This window comes from Lysinibacillus sp. NPDC095746 (assembly GCF_044763535.1).
GTDB lineage: Bacteria > Bacillota > Bacilli > Bacillales_A > Planococcaceae > Lysinibacillus.
Genome location: NZ_JBIWGL010000040.1, coordinates 15,956 through 39,656 on the forward strand (window position 1 = coordinate 15,956; position 23,701 = coordinate 39,656).

General features: G+C 31.6%; 15 protein-coding genes and 1 pseudogene. 5 read left to right on the forward strand and 11 right to left on the reverse strand.

Annotated elements, in window-relative coordinates:
* Positions 1 to 12 precede the first annotated feature (12 nt).
* On the reverse strand, positions 13 to 3,195 hold the full coding sequence (locus ACIQ7N_RS21270) for an amino acid adenylation domain-containing protein (RefSeq protein ID WP_402935990.1): 3,183 nt from the start codon (positions 3,193 to 3,195) through the stop codon (positions 13 to 15).
* A gap of 12 nt (positions 3,196 to 3,207) precedes the next feature.
* Entirely contained in the window at positions 3,208 to 6,957 is a 3,750-nt protein-coding gene (locus ACIQ7N_RS21275) for an amino acid adenylation domain-containing protein (protein ID WP_402935992.1), read from the reverse strand.
* A gap of 266 nt (positions 6,958 to 7,223) precedes the next feature.
* Here ACIQ7N_RS21275 and ACIQ7N_RS21280 point away from each other — a divergent pair, with 266 nt between their 5' ends.
* Complete coding sequence (locus ACIQ7N_RS21280) at positions 7,224 to 7,811, forward strand: ArsR/SmtB family transcription factor (protein ID WP_402935994.1); 588 nt, start codon at positions 7,224 to 7,226, stop codon at positions 7,809 to 7,811.
* A gap of 18 nt (positions 7,812 to 7,829) precedes the next feature.
* Positions 7,830 to 9,113: an MFS transporter gene (locus ACIQ7N_RS21285; protein WP_402935996.1), complete on the forward strand. Its 1,284-nt coding sequence runs from the start codon at positions 7,830 to 7,832 to the stop codon at positions 9,111 to 9,113.
* A gap of 268 nt (positions 9,114 to 9,381) precedes the next feature.
* Here ACIQ7N_RS21285 and ACIQ7N_RS21290 read toward each other — a convergent pair whose 3' ends face one another.
* From ACIQ7N_RS21290 to ACIQ7N_RS21305, 4 genes are all read right to left on the reverse strand, one after another.
* Positions 9,382 to 10,848, reverse strand: a complete 1,467-nt coding sequence (locus ACIQ7N_RS21290; RefSeq protein WP_402935998.1) for a DUF7309 domain-containing protein — start codon at positions 10,846 to 10,848, stop codon at positions 9,382 to 9,384.
* Between the two features lie 960 nt (positions 10,849 to 11,808).
* On the reverse strand, positions 11,809 to 12,093 hold the full coding sequence (locus ACIQ7N_RS21295; RefSeq protein ID WP_402935999.1) for a hypothetical protein: 285 nt from the start codon (positions 12,091 to 12,093) through the stop codon (positions 11,809 to 11,811).
* Positions 12,094 to 12,370: 277 nt separating this feature from the next.
* Entirely contained in the window at positions 12,371 to 13,657 is a 1,287-nt protein-coding gene (locus ACIQ7N_RS21300; protein WP_402936001.1) for a ComEC/Rec2 family competence protein, read from the reverse strand.
* Between the two features lie 54 nt (positions 13,658 to 13,711).
* Positions 13,712 to 13,837, reverse strand: a complete 126-nt coding sequence (locus tag ACIQ7N_RS21305; RefSeq protein ID WP_402936003.1) for a hypothetical protein — start codon at positions 13,835 to 13,837, stop codon at positions 13,712 to 13,714.
* A gap of 288 nt (positions 13,838 to 14,125) precedes the next feature.
* On the opposite strand from ACIQ7N_RS21305, the gene ACIQ7N_RS21310 reads away from it, so the two are divergent.
* Together ACIQ7N_RS21310 and ACIQ7N_RS21315 are read left to right on the forward strand one after the other, a co-directional pair.
* Entirely contained in the window at positions 14,126 to 14,524 is a 399-nt protein-coding gene (locus ACIQ7N_RS21310; RefSeq protein ID WP_402936005.1) for a transposase, read from the forward strand.
* Positions 14,525 to 15,255: 731 nt separating this feature from the next.
* Positions 15,256 to 16,391 (forward strand): IS3 family transposase gene (locus ACIQ7N_RS21315; RefSeq protein WP_402936007.1). Its coding sequence is split into 2 segments (ribosomal slippage): positions 15,256 to 15,481 and positions 15,481 to 16,391, totalling 1,137 coding nucleotides; the frame shifts between segments, so codons are not numbered across the junction.
* Between the two features lie 288 nt (positions 16,392 to 16,679).
* On the opposite strand, the gene ACIQ7N_RS21320 is transcribed toward ACIQ7N_RS21315, so the two are convergent.
* Positions 16,680 to 17,522, reverse strand: a complete 843-nt coding sequence (locus ACIQ7N_RS21320) for an Nmad3 family putative nucleotide modification protein (RefSeq protein ID WP_402936009.1) — start codon at positions 17,520 to 17,522, stop codon at positions 16,680 to 16,682.
* A gap of 64 nt (positions 17,523 to 17,586) precedes the next feature.
* Positions 17,587 to 18,477 carry a hypothetical protein gene (locus ACIQ7N_RS21325; protein WP_402936011.1) on the reverse strand — a complete coding sequence of 297 codons (891 nt, stop codon included), beginning with the start codon at positions 18,475 to 18,477 and terminating at the stop codon, positions 17,587 to 17,589.
* An 84-nt stretch (positions 18,478 to 18,561) separates the two neighbouring features.
* On the opposite strand from ACIQ7N_RS21325, the pseudogene tnpC reads away from it, so the two are divergent.
* A pseudogene (gene tnpC, locus ACIQ7N_RS23705) lies at positions 18,562 to 20,151 on the forward strand (IS66 family transposase).
* Positions 20,152 to 20,295: 144 nt separating this feature from the next.
* Here tnpC and ACIQ7N_RS21350 read toward each other — a convergent pair.
* The 3 genes from ACIQ7N_RS21350 to ACIQ7N_RS21360 all read right to left on the reverse strand — a co-directional run bounded on the left by ACIQ7N_RS21350 (position 20,296) and on the right by ACIQ7N_RS21360 (position 23,209).
* Positions 20,296 to 21,942 (reverse strand): DUF2075 domain-containing protein, encoded by a 1,647-nt coding sequence (locus ACIQ7N_RS21350; RefSeq protein WP_402936017.1) that lies wholly within the window; start codon positions 21,940 to 21,942, stop codon positions 20,296 to 20,298.
* Positions 21,943 to 22,073: 131 nt separating this feature from the next.
* Entirely contained in the window at positions 22,074 to 22,244 is a 171-nt protein-coding gene (locus tag ACIQ7N_RS21355) for a hypothetical protein (protein ID WP_402936019.1), read from the reverse strand.
* A gap of 218 nt (positions 22,245 to 22,462) precedes the next feature.
* Positions 22,463 to 23,209 (reverse strand): protein NO VEIN domain-containing protein, encoded by a 747-nt coding sequence (locus ACIQ7N_RS21360; RefSeq protein WP_402936020.1) that lies wholly within the window; start codon positions 23,207 to 23,209, stop codon positions 22,463 to 22,465.
* Positions 23,210 to 23,701: the final 492 nt, after the last annotated feature.

The following is a 23,701-nucleotide window of genomic DNA, read 5'->3' on the forward strand; positions in this document are numbered from 1 at the left end:
TTTATATTCCTCCTATCTCTTAACTCTTTTTTTACGTATAGGTTTAATACTTGTATTTTCAAACTCAGATTGTCTGAATTCAGAATTTTCAATATACATACACAATTTAGAAACGGTTGGATATTTAAATATATCGCTCACCTTTAAGTTAATATTTAATTGTTCTCTTAATGCAGCAATAACTTTTATAGCTAATAAAGAGTGACCGCCTATATCAAAATAATCATCATGCACACCAATATATTCAATATCAAGCACAGTTCTCCATATTTTCAATACATTTTCTTCCAACACTGTTGTCGCAGCAGCCACTTCAGATTCTTCATAATTCCAATTAGGGTCTGGTAATTTTTTTATATCTACTTTTAGATTTACTGTTAGTGGTAAAAATTCTAATCGAATAATTTTACTTGGTACCATATACTCCGGAAGATGTTTTCTTAAAATACTTTTTAGATTTTTAGTTTTATCAGTACTCTTATCAACAACGTATGCTATTAAACGGTCACTATTTAAATTGTCTTTTGAGGAAATAACTTTTGCTTCGCTCATTCCTGCAAATTCAATAAACACTTTCTCTATCTCTATAGGTTCAATTCTATGCCCCCTAACTTTTATTTGGTCATCATTTCTCCCAACGTACACCATATTTCCATCGTCTAAATAATAACCAATATCACCCGTTTTATATATTTTTTGGTTATCATTAGAAAATGGGTTATCTAGAAATTTCTCTTTAGTGAGTTGGGGCTTATTTAGATACCCTTTGGCAACACCTTTACCTGCAATGTATATCTCCCCTAATACCCCTACAGGGACAGGACGCATATAATTATTTAGTATATAAACTTGGGTATTATTAATAGGTTTTCCAATTGGTATTATGCTATCTTGTCGATTATTGTAGTCCTTTTTCACTTCATACGTAGTGCATCCAACAGTCGCCTCAGTAGGCCCATACTCATTAATGAACGTAGTGTTTGAAGATGCTTGCAACCATGGCTTAATCATCTCGTAAGTTAAAGCTTCTCCACCTAAAATCCATTTATCACAATAATGGGATACTTCGTTAATATCTAGGTCGTACTCAAGCATTTTTAAATGTGAAGGTGTTAATTTAGTGAAACTTACTTTCCTAATATTAATTTGTTTGCTTAAATTATTAATTTCCTTAGATGGACTAATGAATACCGTTTTCCCTTGAGCTAAAGGAACTAGAAGACTTGTAAGAGTTAAATCAAACCCTATGGAACTATGGAGAATAGCACCTTCTCCTTCGTTATAATAATCAATCACTGCATGTTGAATATAGTTACCAAAATTTTCATGACTAATCATCACACCTTTTGGTTGTCCTGTAGATCCTGAGGTATAAATTGTATAAGCCATATTTTGCAGCGTTATTTTTTCATTGTCATTATGCTCATTCATTATTTCTGTTGATAATAATTCATTAATAGAATAGATATGGACATTTATATCTGATAAATCTTCATATAAACCGTTATCACCTATTATTACTGTCTGTATTTGGGCATCTTCTAAAATGTAACGAATTCTTTCCTTTCCTAGAACAGTATCAATTGGAACAAAGGATGCTCCTAATTTCCATATGGCCAATATACCACTTAGTAAATTTATTTCCCTGTCCATATAAATACCTATCACATCTCCAAAGTTTATCCCTTTTTCCTTTAGCGTTGCCGCAATAGTATTTGTTTTATCAAATAGCTGTTGATAGGTATACTTTGAATTCCCATCAACCACTGCGTATGCATTAGGTTTTTTATAAACGTTCTCCTTAAAAAGCTCATAAATGTGTTGGATATCTTTTTTACTATCTTTTCCTCTACTCAAATCATTTATAATATAAAGTAATTCGTCATGAGACATATAACTACATTCTTCTAAATTTTTATCAAGATTACTGATTATACTAAGTATTAGCGTTTGATAATGTTGTAATAATCGTTGAGCATTCTGATCTGATAAATAGTAACTATCGTACTTAATTTTTAAATACCAATTATTATTTTTGTCAGGGGTAACAATCATTGATATTGGGTAATGAGAATTTTCTCTTGTCTCATCATTCAGAACTACTAGTTCCTCCCAATCTCCTTTAGACAGTTTGGGGTATTTTTCAAAAACTAATATGCTATTAAACAAATTCTCTTTTTGGTTTATTTCACTAAGTTGTTTTAAGGATATGGGGGATATATGCTGATGCTGTTGAATACTATGTGATAAACTTTGAATATTCTTTAAATATTTCAGTGTTCTCTGTTCCTTAAAATCCACCCTAATTGGTAATGTATTTATAAACATACCTATTCTATGTTCAAATCCATCAAGGTCAGCTGGTCTTCCAGAAAAAGTAGAACCAAAAACCACTTCTTCAGCACTAGTATAATTATGAAGTAATAACCCCCATGCTCCTTGAAGAATTGAGTTAACTGCAAGGTGATTTTTTTTACCAACGTTTTCAATACGTTCAACTAACTCTTTGCTTACCGTTAATACTTTTTCATTTTTCCCGACATTTTCCCTTGTTTCATGATTATAAAAAAATTGAATAGGAGTTGGCGTATCAAATCCTCTTAAATTTTCTTTCCAAAAAAGTTCATCTGCTAATAAGTCTTTTTGATTTAACCAATCAACATATTCATTAAAAGATTCTCCAATGATATTATTTAATTTTCTGTCACTTTTTAATAGGTTATAGTTGTCCATTATTTCTTCAAATAGCAATTCTAAACTCCAACCATCTAAAATAATATGATGATGAGTAAAAACAAATTTATATTTATTGTCATCCATATGAATAAGTGACCATCTTAAGGGTGGTTCTTTACTCAAGTCTGAAATTTCAAATATGTCATTATTGAGAATTTCTTCTATTGAATTAAGATTCATCTCTTCTGTTAAAAAGTGCTCTTTCCAAGCTATCTTAATTTTTTTATGAGTAATTCTTAAAGGTTCTGAAAGTCTATCCCATTGAAAAGTACTCCTTAAAATATCATGTTTTTCTTGAACCGCGATAATACTTTCTTTTAATGCATGTATATTTAACTTCCCCTCAAAATCAAGTATTTTTTGCACGATATAATACTTTTTTTCGGGTTCATAAATAGTATGAAATAGCATGCCTTCTTGAACTGAAGACAATTTTGATATTGATTCTATATTTTCCATGAAAACACTCCTTTATTTATATAAACTATAAATTTTATTTAAGTCTTCTTCTTTTAAATTAGAATCTTTTATTTTCTCTATTTCTTGTTTTTTTGACAAATCATATAGTAATTTGTTAAGTTCATCCAGATAACTATTCGCAATGTTTTCAATTATATTTTTCTCAAGATTATGTTCGTAATATTCAAAGCTAACTTCCAAACAACCATTAATAACCTTAGCCACTACATCTAAAATATAGTCACTATTTTCATTTAAATTTGTATCATTTAAAGAAAAATCGTTATTAATTTTGAAAATTGATTTATTGTTCTGATTATCAAATTGTCCTAAATAATTAAATTTAATTTTTGGTTTAGTTAAGGTCTTAAGCAGTGACTGCGTATATTCATCTGAGAAATCTCTTAAAATACCGAATCCCACACCTTTATGTGGTATTTCGTTTAACTTATCACTTATTATGGTTAATACATCAATATTCGATTTATTTTCTAAATTATTTATTGTAAAACTAACAGGGAAAATGCTTGTAAACCAGCCAATCGTTCTAGATAAATCGACAGTACCATCGATATTCTCTCTTCCATGTCCCTCTAGATCTATAAGAAAATGCTTATCTTTATTCCAACTATTTAAAGCCAAATATAACGGTGTTAATAATATTTCGTTTATTTTAAATTGCCCAGTCCTTAATGAATCTTTTAAAAGTTTACGAGTGGAGATAGGACTTAATTTTACAAGTACTTCTGCTCGTTTCTTCGTTCCTTCATTGGAGGTTAATGGAATATACATTTCGTTAGCAACAAACTTTTCAGTCCAATAATATTTATCTATATTTAACTTTTGCTCGTGGAAAAAGTCTTGTTGTTTCTTAGCCCATTCTTTGTATGACGTTGTTTTTGCTGGTAAGACCACTTCTTGATCATTCATTAATTGATTATAAACTTGAGTTAAATCTTCTATGAAAATTCTCCAAGATACTCCATCCATAATTAAATGGTGAAATACTAACACTAATTTATTAGGCTGAGTAGGTGATAATTTTATAAATAATGCTTTTAGTAAATTTTGTTCTAAATTTAGACTAGATTGAACTTCATTGATATCCTTTTGTATTTCTTCGTTTTGCTCATTAATAGTTAATTTTACATAATCTTTTACTTCAAATAATAAATCAATTTTTTCTTCTATTTTTGGAATGTACGCTTCTTTTCGTTTGTAAAACCTAGCTCGAAGAACATCATGATGATGTATAATTTTCTGTAAAGATTTTTCTAATATTTCCATGTTTATAGGAGACGGCGTATCTAATATTAAGGACATATTCCAATGCTCTGGTGTTTTCAATTTCTTATTAAAGAACCAATTTTGAATTGGAGTTTTAAGTATCTCCCCAGTAATTTGATTTTGACTAATCACAAAGTTTATAGTTTTTTTGCTAGTGTCTATATTTTTTATAGTTCTTTTCTCTAGTAAATCATTCAATTCAAGGTGAATTTCTTCTTTTTTAGCCTTGGCAACTATAAGCAAGGCCAAAATAGAATCTCCGCCCAATTCAAAGAAATCATCTTCTATATTTACTTTTGGTATATCTAATACTTCACTCCATATATGACAAAGGACTTCATCTTTTGAAAGTGTCTCAGAATGTGTTTCCTTGTGCTGTTCATTAGAAACAGGACTAGAATTCATCAATTTTTTCCTGTCTAATTTGCCATTATGGGTTTTAGGCCATTCATCTAAAATATTAAAAAAAGAAGGGACCATATATTGAGCAAGAGACTGTTTTAATTGATTTCTAATAAATTCAGAATTCAAGTGAGCTTTTTTATTTTTTAATATGTGTGCAACTAATTTTTTTCCGCTATTACTCTCTTTTGTCATAACTACAGCATCTTGAATATCAGGAATATTTCTTAGAGCTATTTCAATTTCTGTTAACTCAATTCGATTTCCTCTTATCTTCACTTGCCTATCATTTCTTCCGATATATTCTATATGATTTTCTAGAGTTATCCGTGCTAAGTCTCCTGTTTTATATAATTTCTTTGACGATATAACAGAGAATGGATTTTCAATAAAAGATTTAGCAGTAAGTTCTTGTTTGTTTAAGTATCCCTTTGCTAATCCATCCCCAGCTAAATAAAGCTCCCCTGCTACACCTTTTGGTTCCGGAGTAAGCTCTGAATTTAATATTAATGTTTGCATGTTGCTTATTGGGTTACCAATAGGCACATAGTTATAATTATCGTTACTATGACAAGTCCAATGAGTTACATCTATAGCTGCTTCAGTAGGTCCATAAAGATTATGGAGTTCACTATTTAGCAGGTGATGGAATTTCCTTTGTTGATTTTTTGTTAATTCCTCTCCACTACAAAACACTCTTTTTAAAGTTAGACACGTTCCAACTTCTTCGTTTTCTAAGAATGCATTCAGCATGGAGGGTACAAAATGTACAGTTGTAACAGCTTCCGTTTTAATCGTATTTATTAAATATTGACTATCTTTATGACCTTCAGGTTTTGCGAAGACAACTCTTGCCCCAGTTATTAAAGGTAAAAATAATTCCCAAACTGATACATCAAAACTGAATGGCGTTTTTTGTAAAATAATATCTTTAGAATCAATTTCATAATATTCGCCCATCCATATTAACCTGTTTGCTACCGCACCATGATGAACCATTACTCCTTTAGGATTTCCAGTGGAACCGGATGTGTAAATAACATACATTAAATCTTCACTATTTATTTGTAAATCTAGATTGGAGATTGACTCATCCCTGTAATTTATAGTGTCAATACATAGAGCATTAATCTCTAAATAATTATATTTCCACGTTTTATTTACTAAAATAATTGAAGCTTCTGTATCATCTAATATATAGTTAATTTTAGTTTCTGGTAGGCTAGGGTCGACGGGTACATAGACAGCTCCGGCCTTTAGGATAGAAAGTAGACCTATCATCATTTCAAGAGATCTATCAAGACTTATCGCAACAAAATCACCAATTCCAACCCCATTTTTTTTAAGGTATCTTGCCAGCTGATTAGACTTTTCATTTAACTCTTTATATGTTAATGTTTTTCCTTCGTATTTTGCAGCAATCAAATTAGGTGTTTTTGCAGCTTGTTTTTCAAATAAAGAATGAATGCTTGCTTTTTCATAATTTTTGTAAGTGTTATTAAATTTAATAAAAATATCATTACGTTCTTCTTCTGTTAAAAAATCTACTTTATCTATAGGAATAGTTTTATTTAATTCAAAATTTTTTATCAACTCAGTCAAATGACTTGATATTTGTTTTACATAACCTTCTCTAATAAAATTACTATATAAATACGGCCCTTCATAAGTTAAATAAAAGAATTTTTTCGCTTGTATCAAGTGTTCCTTTTGGAAGAACCCTACAAAATAACTTTCTTCCTTTTCCATTTTTCTTAGAAAGTTCTCTTTAGATATGTCCGTTTTATTATTCATTGAATCACTAGTTATTTTATTAAAAATATCCTTAATCGACATAACCTTTTCGATAGTTATTTTTATTAATGAAAATTCAGTAACGTTGTTTTCATTTTCACATACAATAACTATATCCTTTTGTTTTGTATATCTGTAAATCAAAGCAATCCAAGCAGTTAGAATAACAGTAGCATCTACCTCCTCCTTACTTATCAAAATTCTCTCTTTAGAACTAAAATCAGCAATGAAATTGGCAGACAATTCCGGAAATTGAAATTCATTTAACGTTTTAGTCAATATTTTCTCTCCCTTTCAAAATAGAATAAATGGTAATAATAAACACAAAAACATCAAAAATTAACAATTTATAGGAGATTACAATTAATACAACTCCACTATGATACATATTTTTACATTTGTCAATCCATATGTTACCAATGATTACATATTTACCTATCAAGATTTACAATATTGCGAAATGTGAAATGTGTTGAGATTTACATAATTTCTTTTTTTTGGTAGTATAGTTAAATAAAATTAACCGGTTAAAGAGGGGATTTTAAATGAAAACTATTAAAACAATCCAAACATATGAACAATTGAAAGCAATAAGTGACCCCTTACGCACAAAAATACTTATGTACTTAGTAGAGCGACCTTACACATGTCACCAACTGGCTGAAGAATTAAACTTAACGCGCGCAAAAATCCTATATCATTTACGCGAACTTGAAAAACATGATTTTATTCAATTAGTAAAAAAAGTCGAACAAGGAGGGAACCTTCTAAAATATTACGGGGCAGTTGCAAGAGGCTTCATTCCGGCAGATCATCTTTTGAATTTCGTAGAATCTCAAGAAGCCACTCGACAATCTTATTTAGAAGTATTAAATCGAGCAAAAACTCGAGTATTAACAGCTCCTAATTCATCATTTGAAATCAATTCTTCAGAAGTTGAAAACTGGGATAGTTTATCATTACAAAGTGAAGTATCCGTAACTAAGGAAAAATTTTTGGAGTTTACAAGGAAGTATAGAGAATTGGTAGAGGAGCTTGTAACGGATAACGAAAAAACTGAAAAAAATAATAATTATTATGTCATGATTACGGCCTTTAAAATTGACGAATTTGTTTTTTCTGAAAAATCATAGACTTACAGAGGTGTTAGTATGGAAAGTAAAGGTACATCATTAATCCCTAAAAAAATAGTAAAACATAAAGATTCTATAAATCCTAATGAACGTTTACTTCTTAATAGATCTTTCCTTTTTCTTTGGCTTTCAAGTACTTTTTCTTTTCTTGCGCTATCAACTTATCTTTTTGCTGAACAATGGTACATCGTAAGGGTATTAAAACAAGAGGCTGTATTAGGGATTGTATTGATGGTTACAATGATTCCTAGAATATTTTTAATGACAATTGGTGGAGTATGGGCAGACAGAATAAAACGTTCAAGGATAATGACATTTTCAAGTTTAATAAGATGTATTTTAGTTCTTATCATGTTGTTATTTTTACAATTAAGCTGGTTACAAATATGGCCTTTAATTTGTTTTGCAGTACTTTTTGGGTGCGTTGATGCTTTCTTTTCTCCAGCTAATTCCTCTCTATTACCTATAGTAGTTTCAAAAAATTTACTCACAAGAGCTAATTCGTTCATTCAGAGTTCTAACCAAATTGCAATGTTTTCAGGCCCTATGATTGGTGGGCTAATCATAACACTTTCTGCTTCCTTCAAAGTTCTTTTTTTTATAGTAGCAGTTTTCCTATTTATCACATTTATATTTTCATCGTTTATTAGAGAAAAAGAACCTGAAGCTACTATAAATAATAAACACCGTACCTCTACTAAATTAGAGTTAAAAGAAGGCTTTAAATATGTTTGGAACATGCCTTTTTTAAAAAATTTGATCATTATTTTAATAATTATTAATTTTTTCTTTTTTGGCCCTTTGATGATTGGCATACCTCTACTAGTTAATAATGTTCTATTTGGCGAAGCTATCGACCTTAGCATGCTTCAGGGATCATATGAAATTGGCATGTTGGTAGGTGCTATATTAATTGGTATGCTAAACGTTACTAAAAGAAAAGGGTTGGTCATACTTATTCTGATTAGCCTTCTAGGCATAGCCTTAGCTGCATTAGGTCAGATCAACTCTGTATGGCAAGGCGTAATTTTATTATTAGTTATGGGGATATTCTCCTCGGTGATTAATGTTTTATTAATATCATCCATTCAAGAGAAAAGCCACGAAGATAAAATAGGGCGTGTGATGAGTATTGTCAATGCTTCATCTAATGGATTAGTCCCACTGTCCTATGCATTTGTTTCATTATCACTATTCATAAACTTTTCAATTTCGCATATGATGCTGTTTTGCGGATTTCTAATTTGGATCATTTCAATACTGTATATATTCAAATCAAAAACAATCAAGGTTTATAACTAATGTTTGGTTTAATTCTTAGTAAATTCGAGTTAATCTGAATCTCTACCATTTAGTATGCTTTATTTATTGCTCTCGTTACAGGTTTCGGGACAATATTATGTATGATTTAAGAATATCTAAAATATCTTTATAAAATAGCTGACAAATGCTTTTATATAAGCATTTGTCTGCTAAATATTACATACGAAATTAATTAATAAATCAGTTATATATATGAATATCTCAATTAAAAGTGGATTTTCTATATAATGTTCAGAAAATATTTGCGCTATTCTTCAATTAAATCCATTGACATGTCTTTCATAAATTCTCTAACTTCTCGAATGCCAGGAAGTTCACTCTCTACAAGCTCTACCCCGACAATTTTTGCAAGTGGCTGAAGCATCGGTCTTAACTCTTTAGAGACAAATATTTTACTTGGTCTTACCTCTAAGCCCTGTAAAAATGCCCATAACACACCTTGTGCAATTGGTGGCGTTTTAGGCATCGGGAACAATTCATGTTCAATAATCAAATTGCTTCCACGTTCAACAAGCATACCAGCAAGCGGATAAACAGTGCGGCTCGTTTCTTCCGATTCTACGCCAAAAGGCATGTAAAATACATCATATTCTACTTGTAACGCGCTTTTAGGCTTTTTCTTATATTTGGCTTTTTCAAACATCGAAATTTCCTCATAGCACTCAAACGTTGGCTTGGGCATATTTATTTGCAAAATATAGATCTCTTGTAACTCACCATCCATTTGCACTTTAAACATTGGATATTGATGTGCAGCTAGCTGCGGATATTCCCAGCCATCCTTCCGAGCTTCTGTAATATTAATCATCCTACTTATAACATCAATTAATAGCACTACCTCTAAATAATCTGGTCTTTCAGGATGCGTTCCCTCCAGATAGCTACGGAACTGAATCCAGTTCTTCTTCCCTCTATACGACAGTCCATTATCTTTAATTAATAGATAATCTGCTTGGTCTAACTCTTCCCTATCCACAAAATTCACAGTTAAAGCATTTAAACCATACGAGAAATCGCTCGATAAATTTTTCTCATAAAGAATGTTAGCTAAGCTATGATAGCCAAGCTCCGTGTCAAAAATCATTAACCCAAACTCTTCACCACCCGCTCCCATAACAGAAACAAGTACTTTGTAATCTACATCTGCAAAATGAATGCCAACCACTTCATCATCACTAAAATATTGCCATGGCTTTAGTTTTTTCAGGTAATTGGTAAGCTCCAATAAAGTAAGATAATCTGGCTCTAGGTTTTCTAGTAAACTATTTGCCTCTTCATCCTCCCTTATCCGTTCATTAATTTCCTCCAAATCAATCTTGTCCATGTTACCCGTATGAATATTACCTGCTCCCGCAATACATAAAAGAGTTTCAGAGTTCGTCGGTAAATCCCCATTGTTCTCTAATCGAATAATAAACGATTCACTATTATCAATTATATGGGCAATGGCTTCATCACCGGATTTTCGAAGCCATTCGTCAACCAACTCTTCATCTGTATCGAAATCCGTAGCATTTTTAGGTAAAAAACAAATCTTTTCTTTACATACCCGTCCATCTTTTTTAACCATTTCAAAATTAAAATAGTCCGCCCCATCCAAATCAAAGCTTAGTAATATCATTTCATCTAGCAAGGAAAAACTACTGTTCTTCGGTAATAATAACTTTCGATAAATCTCTGGGTTTTTCTGACTTTCAATATGTAACTGTATCATTGTTGTTTATCCTCCTTCTTCTATTTGTTCAAGTGACGCTAATGAAGTTACGGCTTACTCTACATTCACACACTGGAGCAATAGTCACTTGCTCCATTTTTCATTAACTATTTTTTCTACATTAAAGCTATTCTCAAGGTGAACTACTTTCTATTCACTTTACTAAGAGCCTGTCCGTTGTGCAATAATTCTAGAAAGATTATCTTTAAGAAAGGTTAACCTTAATGGTCTTCTGGGGCACATTGAAGTGTAGAAAAGTATTATTTACATAAGTACGATTCATATGAGGCGTTAAAACGAGTATTGATTTTTATAATCACAATCGTTATCAGAAACGATTAAACGGGTCTTGAGGATTTTTCCTCAGTTACATTATATATTATAACTATGAGGATCAATACTCTCCTTATATCTTACCCCCGCACCAATAGAGAGGGGCTTGTGCAAGCTAGTCTATGTAATGAAATTTTACAGCCCTATAAATTTCGAGATTGAATAATACTAAATTTTTTTAGGCAACAAAAAAAGTGCCAAACCCTTGATATCTCAAGAAACACGGCACTTTTTGAAACCATTTTTCCAATTTATGGTGATGGCGGTTGTTCAGTCTATAAAACAGACAAACCTTATTAAGTAAACGTTTGCAGGGCCTTTTCGAGGGTCAAAAATAGCTCTTAAAAAGGAATTAATAAGGTTTACTAAAATTGCTTACGGAGACATTTAATTAAACTCAATTAATAAGGATTAATCGATTATGAAAGAATTAAAAATATTTTTTGATCATATTAAAAATTAGTTAGTTCTGATTACTTTACTATACCCTATTATTGTAGTTAGCATATACACCGTATGTTATGTAGCTAAAAAAAATATATGTAAGCGAACTCAGCTTATTTTGATGTCTTCATTTATTCTTACATACAGCAATTTAATAATTCAGCTTCTAAAACTTTTACTTTTTCAATTAGATACTGTCCTTATCTTTAATATTTTTTCTAGCATATTTCGTTCCAAAAAACTATTTTTGATTTTAAGATTTATTTTTTCAACTACATCTCTAAAATCTTTTTTAATAAGTGTTTCATCAAATGATAATATTGGTATAAAGCGGTTATTTTCTATTATTGAACTTTCTAATGAAATTAATTTAGCCATACCTATGAGATTTTTATCTTCTGTAACTAATTTGGGTTTTATGATATTTAAGAAACTATAGTCACTGTATGTTCTCTGTAAAAGTCTCAAAAAGAATAAGTCCCATGCTGCATTCCATGCCTTTAATAAAACCTCTTCATTTGTTTGTCAAATTTAAATATACCATTACCAATTGTATATAAATCATCGTTACCTAGAAAATAATTTACAGTTAGTTCCATTTCTAAAGCATGTATGGCTTTAACTCTTAAATCAAGAAATCTACAAATAATTTAACACTTTCAACTCTTGAAAGCTTTTGCTTTTGAATAATCATTATCTTTAAAACACATGCATAACTCCCAAGCATTAACAGATTAATTAATGTTTAGTTTTTTAAGTATTTCTTATCATAGTACTCGACTTTTGGCCAAACATCTATCTTATTAGGTCTATTTATAATTATTTTGTTATTCTTTTCAACATCATTTGTGTATAAACTTTTAACCTTTAAATCATCTAACATGCGAATAACTTCTATATTTGGATGCGGATCTATTTGTCTTCCAAATTTCCCATTTCCATGACTAATAATTGCATAACTCGGATTTATTCTTTTTAATGTTCTTTTATTTAAGTTATATTTACTCCCATGATGCGGTACTTTTAAAATTTTCGCCATTAAATCATTATTGTTCATAGATAAGTAATCTAGAATATGCTTACCTATATCTCCAGTAAAAAGTACATCCAAATCATCATTTATATATTTAAAAACAATACTACAATTATTACTGGACTCTTTTAGTGAATTATACAATTTGTTGAAGGAGATATTAGTAGGCTTCTCAACAAACTCATTAATAAATTTTCTTAGTTTTAAAAATAAACCATATGAAAATTTAGATGTAATATTTAATAAATCTTCATTAATAACAGGATTTGAATATACACTCCATCCATATTCCATGTCATTATTATTATATTGATTGCCTTGTAGAAAGTTAATTACCTCTTTTGCATCAGATTCGGTGAACCATTTGTAAAATTCATCATAATTAGTTGTCTCAAGTTTTTCAATATAACTTTCTATCTCATTATTACTTAATCCTAATATTAACGCTGGATCTAAAGTTGGTTGGAAAATCTTAATATGGGCGCATTCGCATTTACTTCTACCTTTATAAACTCCTTCCATCTTAATTGAAGTTGTTTTAGAAAGTTTTTTTAATAAGTAAAATGAAGAAGCAGTATTTTTTGCACTCAATAATGAACCGTTCATATGAGATACATTTTGAATTCCCTTAAGACTTAATATTTTTTCTGTAATAATAGATACTTCATTAAAAAACAATGGCATCCAGATTTCTTCTAAATTAGAATTGTTAGTGTTTAAAGAATTAATAAATAATGATAGTCCCCCAATATGATCTTCATGAGCATGAGATAAGAGTAATATTTTCTTATAATTAGGATTACTGACTCTTGAAACGTCATATCGACCATTACCTAAATCTATAAAGATATCACGCTCACTATATTTGCAATGTTCATCAATAGAAAGAATTAATGAATCGCCCTGTTCTACATTAAGTACTTTTAATTTATTCATTTTAATCACAACCCATTTATTAATATTATTTTGAGCATTAGCCTGAGAAATTTCATTAGTCAATTGGTCGACATCCTAGCTCTTTTCCCACTCTACTCCATTTTCATAAAGAATAATTTATTTTATAACAGCTCTCAACCATTCCTTAGCTTTCTCAATTGCTTCTGTTGGATTTTCTGACTGCATTTTTAACATTAAATCAATCTGCACAGAAAGATATGGACTTAAAAATTTTACTTTCATTTTGAAAGATACCTTTAAATAAAATTTTTCTAGTTAATTTATAGAAGGTTAAGGTTAATTATACCAAAATGATTACATAATTTGTAAACTATAATACTAGATTTTGAACAATCTAAAGGCATAGAGTAATATTCTCTCAAGTATTAGTAAAAATTGTTCATGGTTGCAAATTGATATTAGAAATTAGTGAACATTCATAATTTACTAACGAACTGCATGTAGAACGAAGTCATGGAAGATTTTGGTTAGATAAGTATTATTATAACCAAAAGAGGACGTGTCTTTTTTATGAGTCAAAAACAATACAATAAAGAATTCAAACAAACTTTAGTGGAACTTTATAACGCCGGTACTCTGGTCAATCAATTATCTAGCGAATATGCTGTTTCTGATGTAACTATTTATAAATGGATTAAAATACATTCTCCAATCGAAGATGCAGAAGAATTAACCGCAGCGGAAGTTTCTTCGATTCAAAAAGAAAATCTTCGATTAAAGCAGGAGATTGAAATTTTAAAAAAGGCTATGACCTCTTTTCATGCGACATTGAAAAAAGAAGAAGGATATCGAACACGCTATGAAAATTATGAAACAGCTAGAGTTGCACTATTTAAATATATTGAAGGTTGGTACAATTGCAAACGAATTCACGGTGCCATAGGCTTTCTAACGCCTGATGAATGCTAAAGTATGTGTCGAGCTGTAGTGAAACTTTGGTGTTCAAGCCATTTTCCCCTTCATATTTTGTGCGCAACCTCCATGGATTTCTCGCTCTACATCCCGTGCAATCTGTCAAAGGCTCTTTTCACTTTGACTAACTACACGGGATGTGGAACACTCCATAAATGGTGGTTGCCACAAAATAAAAACTTAACTTTTGTGTTGTCCGGAATCTTGACTTAGATCCAATCTTATTTGAAAAGAATATTAGAACTAATTCACTTAATGGAAATAATAATATTAACTCCATAATATTAGATTACGATGCAAACTTGGAAGAAGAATAGAAATGAGATTATTTAAAGGGAAAAAACTAATTTATTTCCTTTAATATTCATTAACTGTACTAAGAGCTTTTAGCGGAAAAGCACATATTCATTATAGAAATAAACTATGGAATAGTTAACATTTTAATTATTAATTTAATAATATTAAAGGCATGAGCAAAGAGTTTCGACTTATACTCGTGCTTTTTGAACTTACACATTTTCATATAGTCACTAATTAAAAAAACTAAACTATTATATTTAATAAGTTAAAACTAAACTATTATATTTAATAAGTTAAAACTAAACTATTATATTTAATAAGTTAAAACTAAACCTGGTAGTAAGAGTATTTTATGGATGTATTATAGATAAGTGGACATACCTTGGTTAAATCAATAGAATTGAATATAAGAGAGGACGTGTCCGACCATGAGTCAAAAAAAGTACAATAAAGAATTCAAACAAACAGTAGTCGAACTTTATCGTTCGGGTACACCGGTCAATCAACTAGCTAGCGAATATGGTGTGTCAGAAGTCACAATTTATAAATGGATTAAACTCCATTCTCCAATTGAAGGAACTGGTGAGTTAACTGCAGCTGAAGTAGCTGCTATCCAGAAGGAAAACCTTCGCTTAAAACAAGAGGTAGATATCCTAAAAAAGGCTATGACCATATTCGCGCAAAAATAGAAGACCAAGAACTGATCGACCACATTACAAAAGAAAGCGAGCATCAACCCGTTCAATTGATGTGTCGCATTTTAAAAATACCTAAAAGTACGTATTATCAATCATTTCACAAAAAGCCGAACAGCTATCATGTCGCCAATGAAAAGCTACTCGCTCGTATTCGCGTTATTCATAAGGAAAGTGACGGCCGTTATGGTGCACCGAAAATATTTCAAATCCTTAAACAAGAAGGCTATACAGGCAGTATTGATCGCGTTCAACGAATTATGAGAAAAGCAGGCATTCGTTCAAACATTACAAAAAAGTACCGTCCGACGCCAACGCAGAAACCAGTTGAAGAGCGTGAAAACGTGTTGGGACAAGACTTTACAACCGAAAACATCAATGAAAAATGGGTGGCAGATATTACGTATATCCACACAGTAAATGATGGTTGGTATTATTTGGCGTCGGTATTAGATTGTCATACAAAGAAAATTGTTGGATATAAATTTGGTCGTAAAATGACGGTTGACCTAGTCTTAGAAGCACTTGATAACGCAGTAGTTGCGCAAAATCCAGCGCCAGGACTCATTATACACACGGATTTAGGTTCTCAATATACAAGTGAAGCTTTTGGCGAGCGCTTACAGAAATACGAAATGGTCCCATCATTCAGTCGAAAAGGTTGCCCATATGACAATGCGTGCATCGAATCATTTCACGCAACACTCAAAAAAGAAGAAGTATACCGAACGCGCTACAGCCACTTTGAAACCGCACGTGTAGCTTTATTTAAGTACATCGAAGGTTGGTACAATCGCAAGCGAATCCACGGTAGCATTGGTTATTTTACACCCGATGCGTATGAGAAAGTGTGCCGAGCAGCAGCGTAAAGGGGGTACAAAGAAGAAATCTACCCCACCACATATTTCGGGCGCAACTTCCATGCATTTTCCGCTCTACATCCCGAGTAGGCGGTCAAAGGCTCTTTTCACTTTGACGGTCTACTCGGGATGTGGAACACTCCAAAAATGGACGTTGCGCAACACAAAAAATTAACTTGAGTGTGTCTACAATCTTGACGTAGATCCATTATTTATAGAAAAAACTTTTGTATTTTTCTTCATTTCAATGTAATCTTCCTTTTGGCATTCTTATGTTTATAACAGTATTGTATATATTTATTTATAAACAGAGCAATTAGAAATTAGTTTTTCAGCCCAGGCCACAACTTTCGGGTTATCACTCACATATATCTCTTGAACTTGTCCCAATGGTTGTGTCTCAACACATCCATCATTATTAACATTCCATTCGCTTAGCCCGCATTTAAACTTTTGTTTCTCTTCTTGAAAACAAGAGGGTAGTTCCCATAAAGATCTCTTTTTTGAACCCTGCTTTGTTAGTACAAGGTCTTCGTTATATTTGAACACACCATAACCTAATTTTTCTGAGGAGGCTGTAAAGGATTCAGTAGCCATATAAATCACATTTCTCTTAGTTCCATATTCTTCCCTATTTCTAAAATGTTGATGGTAATTCGCCCAAGACGGTAGGACTTCACCATTCTTAATATCGAACACTTCATCAACTTCCAAGTAGCCATAAATCGCATGTATATTTTTGGCATTATGTATGTACTTCCATTTTCCATCTACAATTTTAGCTTCTTTAAACCAACCAAAAAACAAAAAGATATCTCCTATACCGACTTTCATTTTATTTAATAAACCTTCGGATGGTCCGCTCTGTCCAAATAGTCCTCTCCACTCAACAGGTCTATTTTGCAAAATTGATTTTCTAATATCGGGATCTAAGTGTCCTTCATAATGATGCTTTATCCCCAACCCTTGCATAACATCCAAATAACTTTCTGTAGGTGAAATCGCTAAATCACTATAGAAATCACCTGATCCAGCACGCGGTATAGGAAGGGAAATTAGATTTCCATTTAAAATTGGACTTGGTTTCCCACCTGATTTTGAATCAAATCCCTTTCTACTCAATATAACTTTTCTTGCCAATTTAAGTCCCCCTTTAAAATTATTAGTGAAAAGAAAGTTTCACCTTCTCATAACTCCAATCATCTTATTGATAATAACTCCAAATTTCCTTAATTGACTTATACCAATGACTAATAATTTTTATGAGAATACCAATTGAATCAACTATGATAAAAATTATGAAACCAAATAATCCAAGTCCTATTAAAGAAAATACTAATAGCTTAAGTTTTTTTAAAAACCCTTCATTTTTTAAAGTAAATCTAAAATGAAGATACAAATTAAAAAGCTGTTCATATATCCATTTCAAATTATATCTCCCAAAACTTTGATACCATTTCTTTAACTCAATTTGATCTGGTAGCCTTGTATACTTTTTTCCACAAAACCTTTTATTACTAACGAAGTCTTCCCCATATTTTGAGGATTTAATATAAAAATCATATTCCTCCCATCTTTCAATATATGGATTAAATTCCTGATTAATTATTTTATGACCATATCCATTTTTTAATATATATATAGTGAATGGAATAGAAAATACCCTTTTCTTTTTATCATAAAAGTCAATTTGCCCCTCTACATGATCAAGATCGTTCCCACTATTGTTGATAAAAAAAATTTCTCTCCATGTATCTTTTTTTGACATTCTTATATTTTCATAGATTTCAACTCCGAACGGAGTTTCAGTATCGGATCTATGTATTTTCATCCCCAAATCTCTATATTTAAGCTCATCATGCTTCTGATTACTATACTTTATTAATATAATAAATAGAGATATTATAACTAATAAAAATGTAAAAACAATTATATTATCAATAAAAATTGTTATAGAATCTTTTAAAATAACTATCAGTTCATCGAACAAAAATGGGGCGTTTTGATTTATATAATAAAGAATTCCTCCCATAATCAATAAAACTACTATTTTTTTATTTTTAATATTTCCTAATAAGAATTTTATCAATTCCATAAATATATATTCCTCCTTAAAATTATAGAAAAGATATTATTAAGACTATTATATCAACAATCAAATTTTATATCATATGACTACATCCATCGTTGGGTAGCTTCTTCTGACCAAAATGAACGATTCATTCAATTACTTGAGCAACAATTAGCTCATTCAAATCAGCAAAACAATGAACTGACAAAGAAGTTGGATCAATCATTGAAACAAATCGAAGTGTTAACAGAACAAGTTCGCCAATTAACAAAAGCTTTATACGGTTCTAAATCAGAAAAATCAAAGTATCAAGCACCAGACGGGCAAGGCTCTTTATTCGATGACGATTCGTCTTTTAACGAATCTGAGCACACAGAAGAACAAAGCTACAGCGACGATTACTTATACTGTTAACCGTAAATTACATAAGAAAAAACGGAATGATTCTTTTCATGATGGGATTGAAATAGAAGAAATTCACCATCATCCCACCGATACACAATGCGACTGTTGCCTTGGCCCAATGACCGAAGCCGGTATAACTATTGCGCGTGAAGAAGCAAAATTCATTCCGGCAAAAATGATGCGCATTCAGCATATTGAACATACCTACGGGTGCAAGCGCTGCAAAATGGATGCCACACAAAAAGCACAAATGAAACGTGGGAAAGCCCCACAAGCTACCATTCAGCGAAGCATTGCGGGACCTACCGTTCTAGCAAAACTCATCTATGATAAGTTCATTCAATACTTGCCTCTTTACCGTCAGGTAAAGGAGTGGGAACGATATGGCCTGCTTACGAATGATAAGAACTTATCGAACTGGGTGATCCGTGCAGCTGAAGATTGGCTTCCACCGGTTTATGAACAGTTGAAGCAGACATTAACAGCAAAATCTGTTCTGCATGTAGATGAAACCCATGCGCAAATAATCAAACGTTCAGACGGAAAATCCGACCAATCAAACGCCTATAATTGGGTATTCCGAAGCGTGCCAAGTCAAGGACCGATCATCGTTCTTTTTCGAAGCGCTTTATCAAGAAGCCGTTCTGTATTAGAAGATTTTACAGCTGGTTTTCAAGGAACTGTGATTTGTGATGGTTATTCTGCATACGGGAATCTACCTGACGTTACGTTCGCCAACTTTTGGGCGCATGTGCGGCGCTATTGGCTGAAAGCTGATAGCAAAAACGGGCAAATTGGCGTGGACTACTGTGATTAACTGTATCACCTAGAACGTCGATTCAAGCATCTTTCACCAGGTAAACGCCGAAAATCAAGGCAAAAACATTCAAAGTCGATTGTAGAGAAGTTTCTAAAATGGGTTGACAATCACCTTTCTTCGGAAAAAATGCCTTAGCCAAAGCCGCAGAATACACATTAAATCGTATCCACGGATTAAAAGCTTTTCTGTTCGACGGTAGGGTTGAAATCGATAATAATCCAGCTGAAAATGCGATTCGTCCAAATGTGATTGGTCGTAAGAACTGGCTTTTCTCTGTTAGTGAAGCAGGCGCTAAAGCAAATGCGATCTGTTTAAGTTTGGCTGAAACGGCAAAAGCAAATGGCATCGATTTCTATCAATATCTAGTGACGTTAATGACAGAATTGCCAAATTTACCAATTCACCAACAACCAAAGATTTTAAATAATTACATGCCTTGGTCGAGAAAAATCCAAGTCACATGTGCAAAATAGCCATCTATCCGAAAAAATTAGGATAGATGGCTATTCGTCGTGCGTACCAAGAAAGTGCGCTTATTTTTTTATATTCAGGGCTTACAGTATGGTTATCTCCTCCAAACCTATTGAGCTTTTTAATTGTCCCTTTAAAATTGATGATTACTTTTTCAAACTTTCTATTTGAAGTTCTAATAATCTTTTCCTTAGTGCTTCATCACTAGCATAAATATATAATCCTTCAATTCCCCGTTTCATAAGCACATTCATGGAATTTAGAATAATCTTTTCTTTTGCTTGTTTAACATTTTCTATACCTTCAATTCCTGCAAATGCACCTATATCTTTGTAATTCTCAGGTATTATAACTAAACAATCTGATTGCTTATCGTATGTTATAGATGGTCCTAAAATTACACCAACATAGTTTAAATCAAAGCCCTGAATTGTATAGATGGAGCCTGCTTCTTTTATAGTAGAGTCTTTTTCTGCCCAGGTGTATTTCCCATCGGTTATGTTCCACGGAATTTTGTAATTACCCTTATCTTCCGATATATAATAGATCCCGCCATCTTTCTTATGTAAATAATCAAATGTTGAAACAACTCGACTTAAACCATAATCATTATTCTTTTCAATAATGGCATCATGCATCGTTTGTAAAGAATCAAATATCTTCAACTCAAATTCTTTATCATTAGGAATAGGAGAAATCTTTTTATTTTTAAAATGATCAATCCATTCAATTACCTCTTCGTTTGCTCTCATGCGGAATTGATTTTTTAGTTCGTATTTTTCATAATCACTTTGTTGCATTAAAGCATCCAAAGTAGCTTCCTTCCAAAAGCTTTTAAGTTTCAATACTTGGCTTTCATCATAAACAACTACAACTATTTTCGCCAACTTCATAAGCTCTTCAAGCTGATTATTGTCTGTAAAATTATTATATGTATCTGACCTAGTTAACAATAAATGTCCTTCATCCACTAATATAATGTCAGCTTTTTCACCTGATTTTTTTAGACGATTAATTAAAGGTGTTGGTCTATCAAAATTTTTAGCTTTTAAAAACTTTAACTTAGAAGCCATGCTTTTATATGTTTTGAGCATCTCATCATGATTAACAACTAAATAATTTTTTGAGTCATATAACTGTGATGTAATATCTGTTGACAGCTCTTGTATAGTATTAAATATAGAACTTAATACTACACTTTTACCTGCTCCCGCTTCACCTTGAATCAAGAATAAAAATGACTTATCTTCCTCTGAACGAGAAATATTTTGCTCGCAAATTTCAATAACTTTTTCCTTTAACTCTAATTGTTCCACTGACAATTCTTTAAAAGGTGATAGCTTAAAAACATCGCGGTTTTCAATTACATGCTGTTCATTATTAACCAACCCTTGATCTACTAGCCGTTGCCAAATTTCTTTAAAAATATCACGGTCATAGAACTTTTTATTGTAGTAATTGTGTGAAATATTATTTACTGTTTGGCTCTTATTTTGTAGCTTATACTTCTGGTCTCCCAGAAAATAATTAATAAGTTTCGTCTCTAAGTGAAATGTTGCAGAACGATTAAACTCTTCATGATGAATTAAATGCATCTCATCTAATCTCTGACGTTCATTTGTTTTTAAATGTGCACGCATTCTATTTTTGAAAGCCACGGTTTCCCCGATATACGCCTCTTTTTGATTCTTTAAAAGATAAATGACTGGATAATTTAAATAGCTCTCTTTGTTATTGATACTTTTTAAGCTTTTTTCATTAAATGGCCATGTATTAATTTCAACTGTGCTCACCTTAATGCCACCTTACTTACGAAATAGATAAACTTATTTTAGCATATTAATGGAGCAAGTTTGTTTTACTGTTAAATCATAATAAGCGCATTAGTAGTATGATTGTATAATCCTATTTATCTTTTGCAATTTTATAACTCATTTATTGTTCTCCACACTTGTGCCATATACATCAATTGTTGATGGAATATATGCATACTTACGCGCCAATAAATTACTGAGTTGTAACTACTAATATCATAATCTTTTTCTATTTTCATCCCTTGATTCTTGCCTACACCATATGCACGTACTAGCCACATTTAAATTATTCCAATTCAAGGCAAGAAATTGAATAGACTGCGCTTGTACTTGTTGATGTTGTACCCTTCACTTCAATTTTTATTGGTTTTGGAGAAGACTGTGTTTGTAAATATTGGAGTGCTCGAATACCCTCTTCAAAAACTTCGATGCCTCTTTATGAGATGCCCATGTTAATAAACGAAGTGACTCGGTAAATATGCACATGCACTTTCGCTTCCTAATCTATCTCTGTATAATTTAAATCACTAATGCTAATACCCCAATTAACATTGATTACAGTGGTAATCTGCTTCTTAGGATTAAATTTCCAATAAGGGTTAGAATAAACCTCTACTATGGGCTCATTACTAAAACATTCTTTTACTAATACAAGGTGATAATCTTCTTGTTTTTCTGCTGCTATAGACCACTCTTTATCTGTAAACAATACACCACCATTATCTCCCGATAAACCTTTCATTTCAAATACATGGCTAGAATTTTCAACTTCAAAATCATACCCACATCCTAAATCACCCGTATCCACCAAAACTTCATGGGGATAATATTTAGCAAACCAATTTATAAAAAATGCTTCAGCTTTTTTTCCCGTTATACCACGTGTTGTATAAGTAGATGTTTGTTTAGGAACATTTTCAGGTAATAAAAGCACTGCCCTTGATGATGCTTCATCTAATAAATCCAAGACAACAGCTCTTAGTGCTTCCTCACTCAAATGATCAAATGCATCAACAATTTTTAAGTTACTTTTACTTAACTCTACATGATGCCAACCTGCTCGATGTCCAAATAACGGATCAAAATCATCTCGCCGATTCTTTACACTATTTCTCTTATAACCTAGTTTTCTACCTATTTCTTCATGTGCCTGATTAATTTTAGAATATCCAAGATTCGCATAGGCTACCCTATCAAACTTAGCTAAATAGAATGCTGTAATCAATAATTTTTCTCTTTTATTCATCTGATATACCTCATTAAATTTCAATTAGGATTCTACTATAACATTATAAGTTAAATATTTTATATTAGAAAATTAATGTTATGAAATCAGATATAATAAAACTTAATGCGAAAATTTTATACACCCTTTAAGGAAGCAGTAGCAAACCTTTAAATAGTAACATTTCTGCTCTATTTTTTCCTGAGAAAAATTGAAAATAAGATTTGATTAAAAAATGTGGCAAATATAGATGATTTAATTATTTTGCAAAAAATAATATTTTTTTTCAAGATAGTTGGAAGGACCTTCCTACTAAATCTCGGTAGTGAAACTTAAGTAATGTGCCAAATTTAGTAAGCAATAGCTTGATAGATAAGGGAGGTGTTGTTTTATAGATTTAAGACCTCTTCTTGTTGTTTGTAAGCCCGAAATATAAAATAGGCGCACCTTCTTGGTACGCACGACGAATAGCCATCTATCCTAATTTTTTTCGGATAGATGGCTATTTTGCAC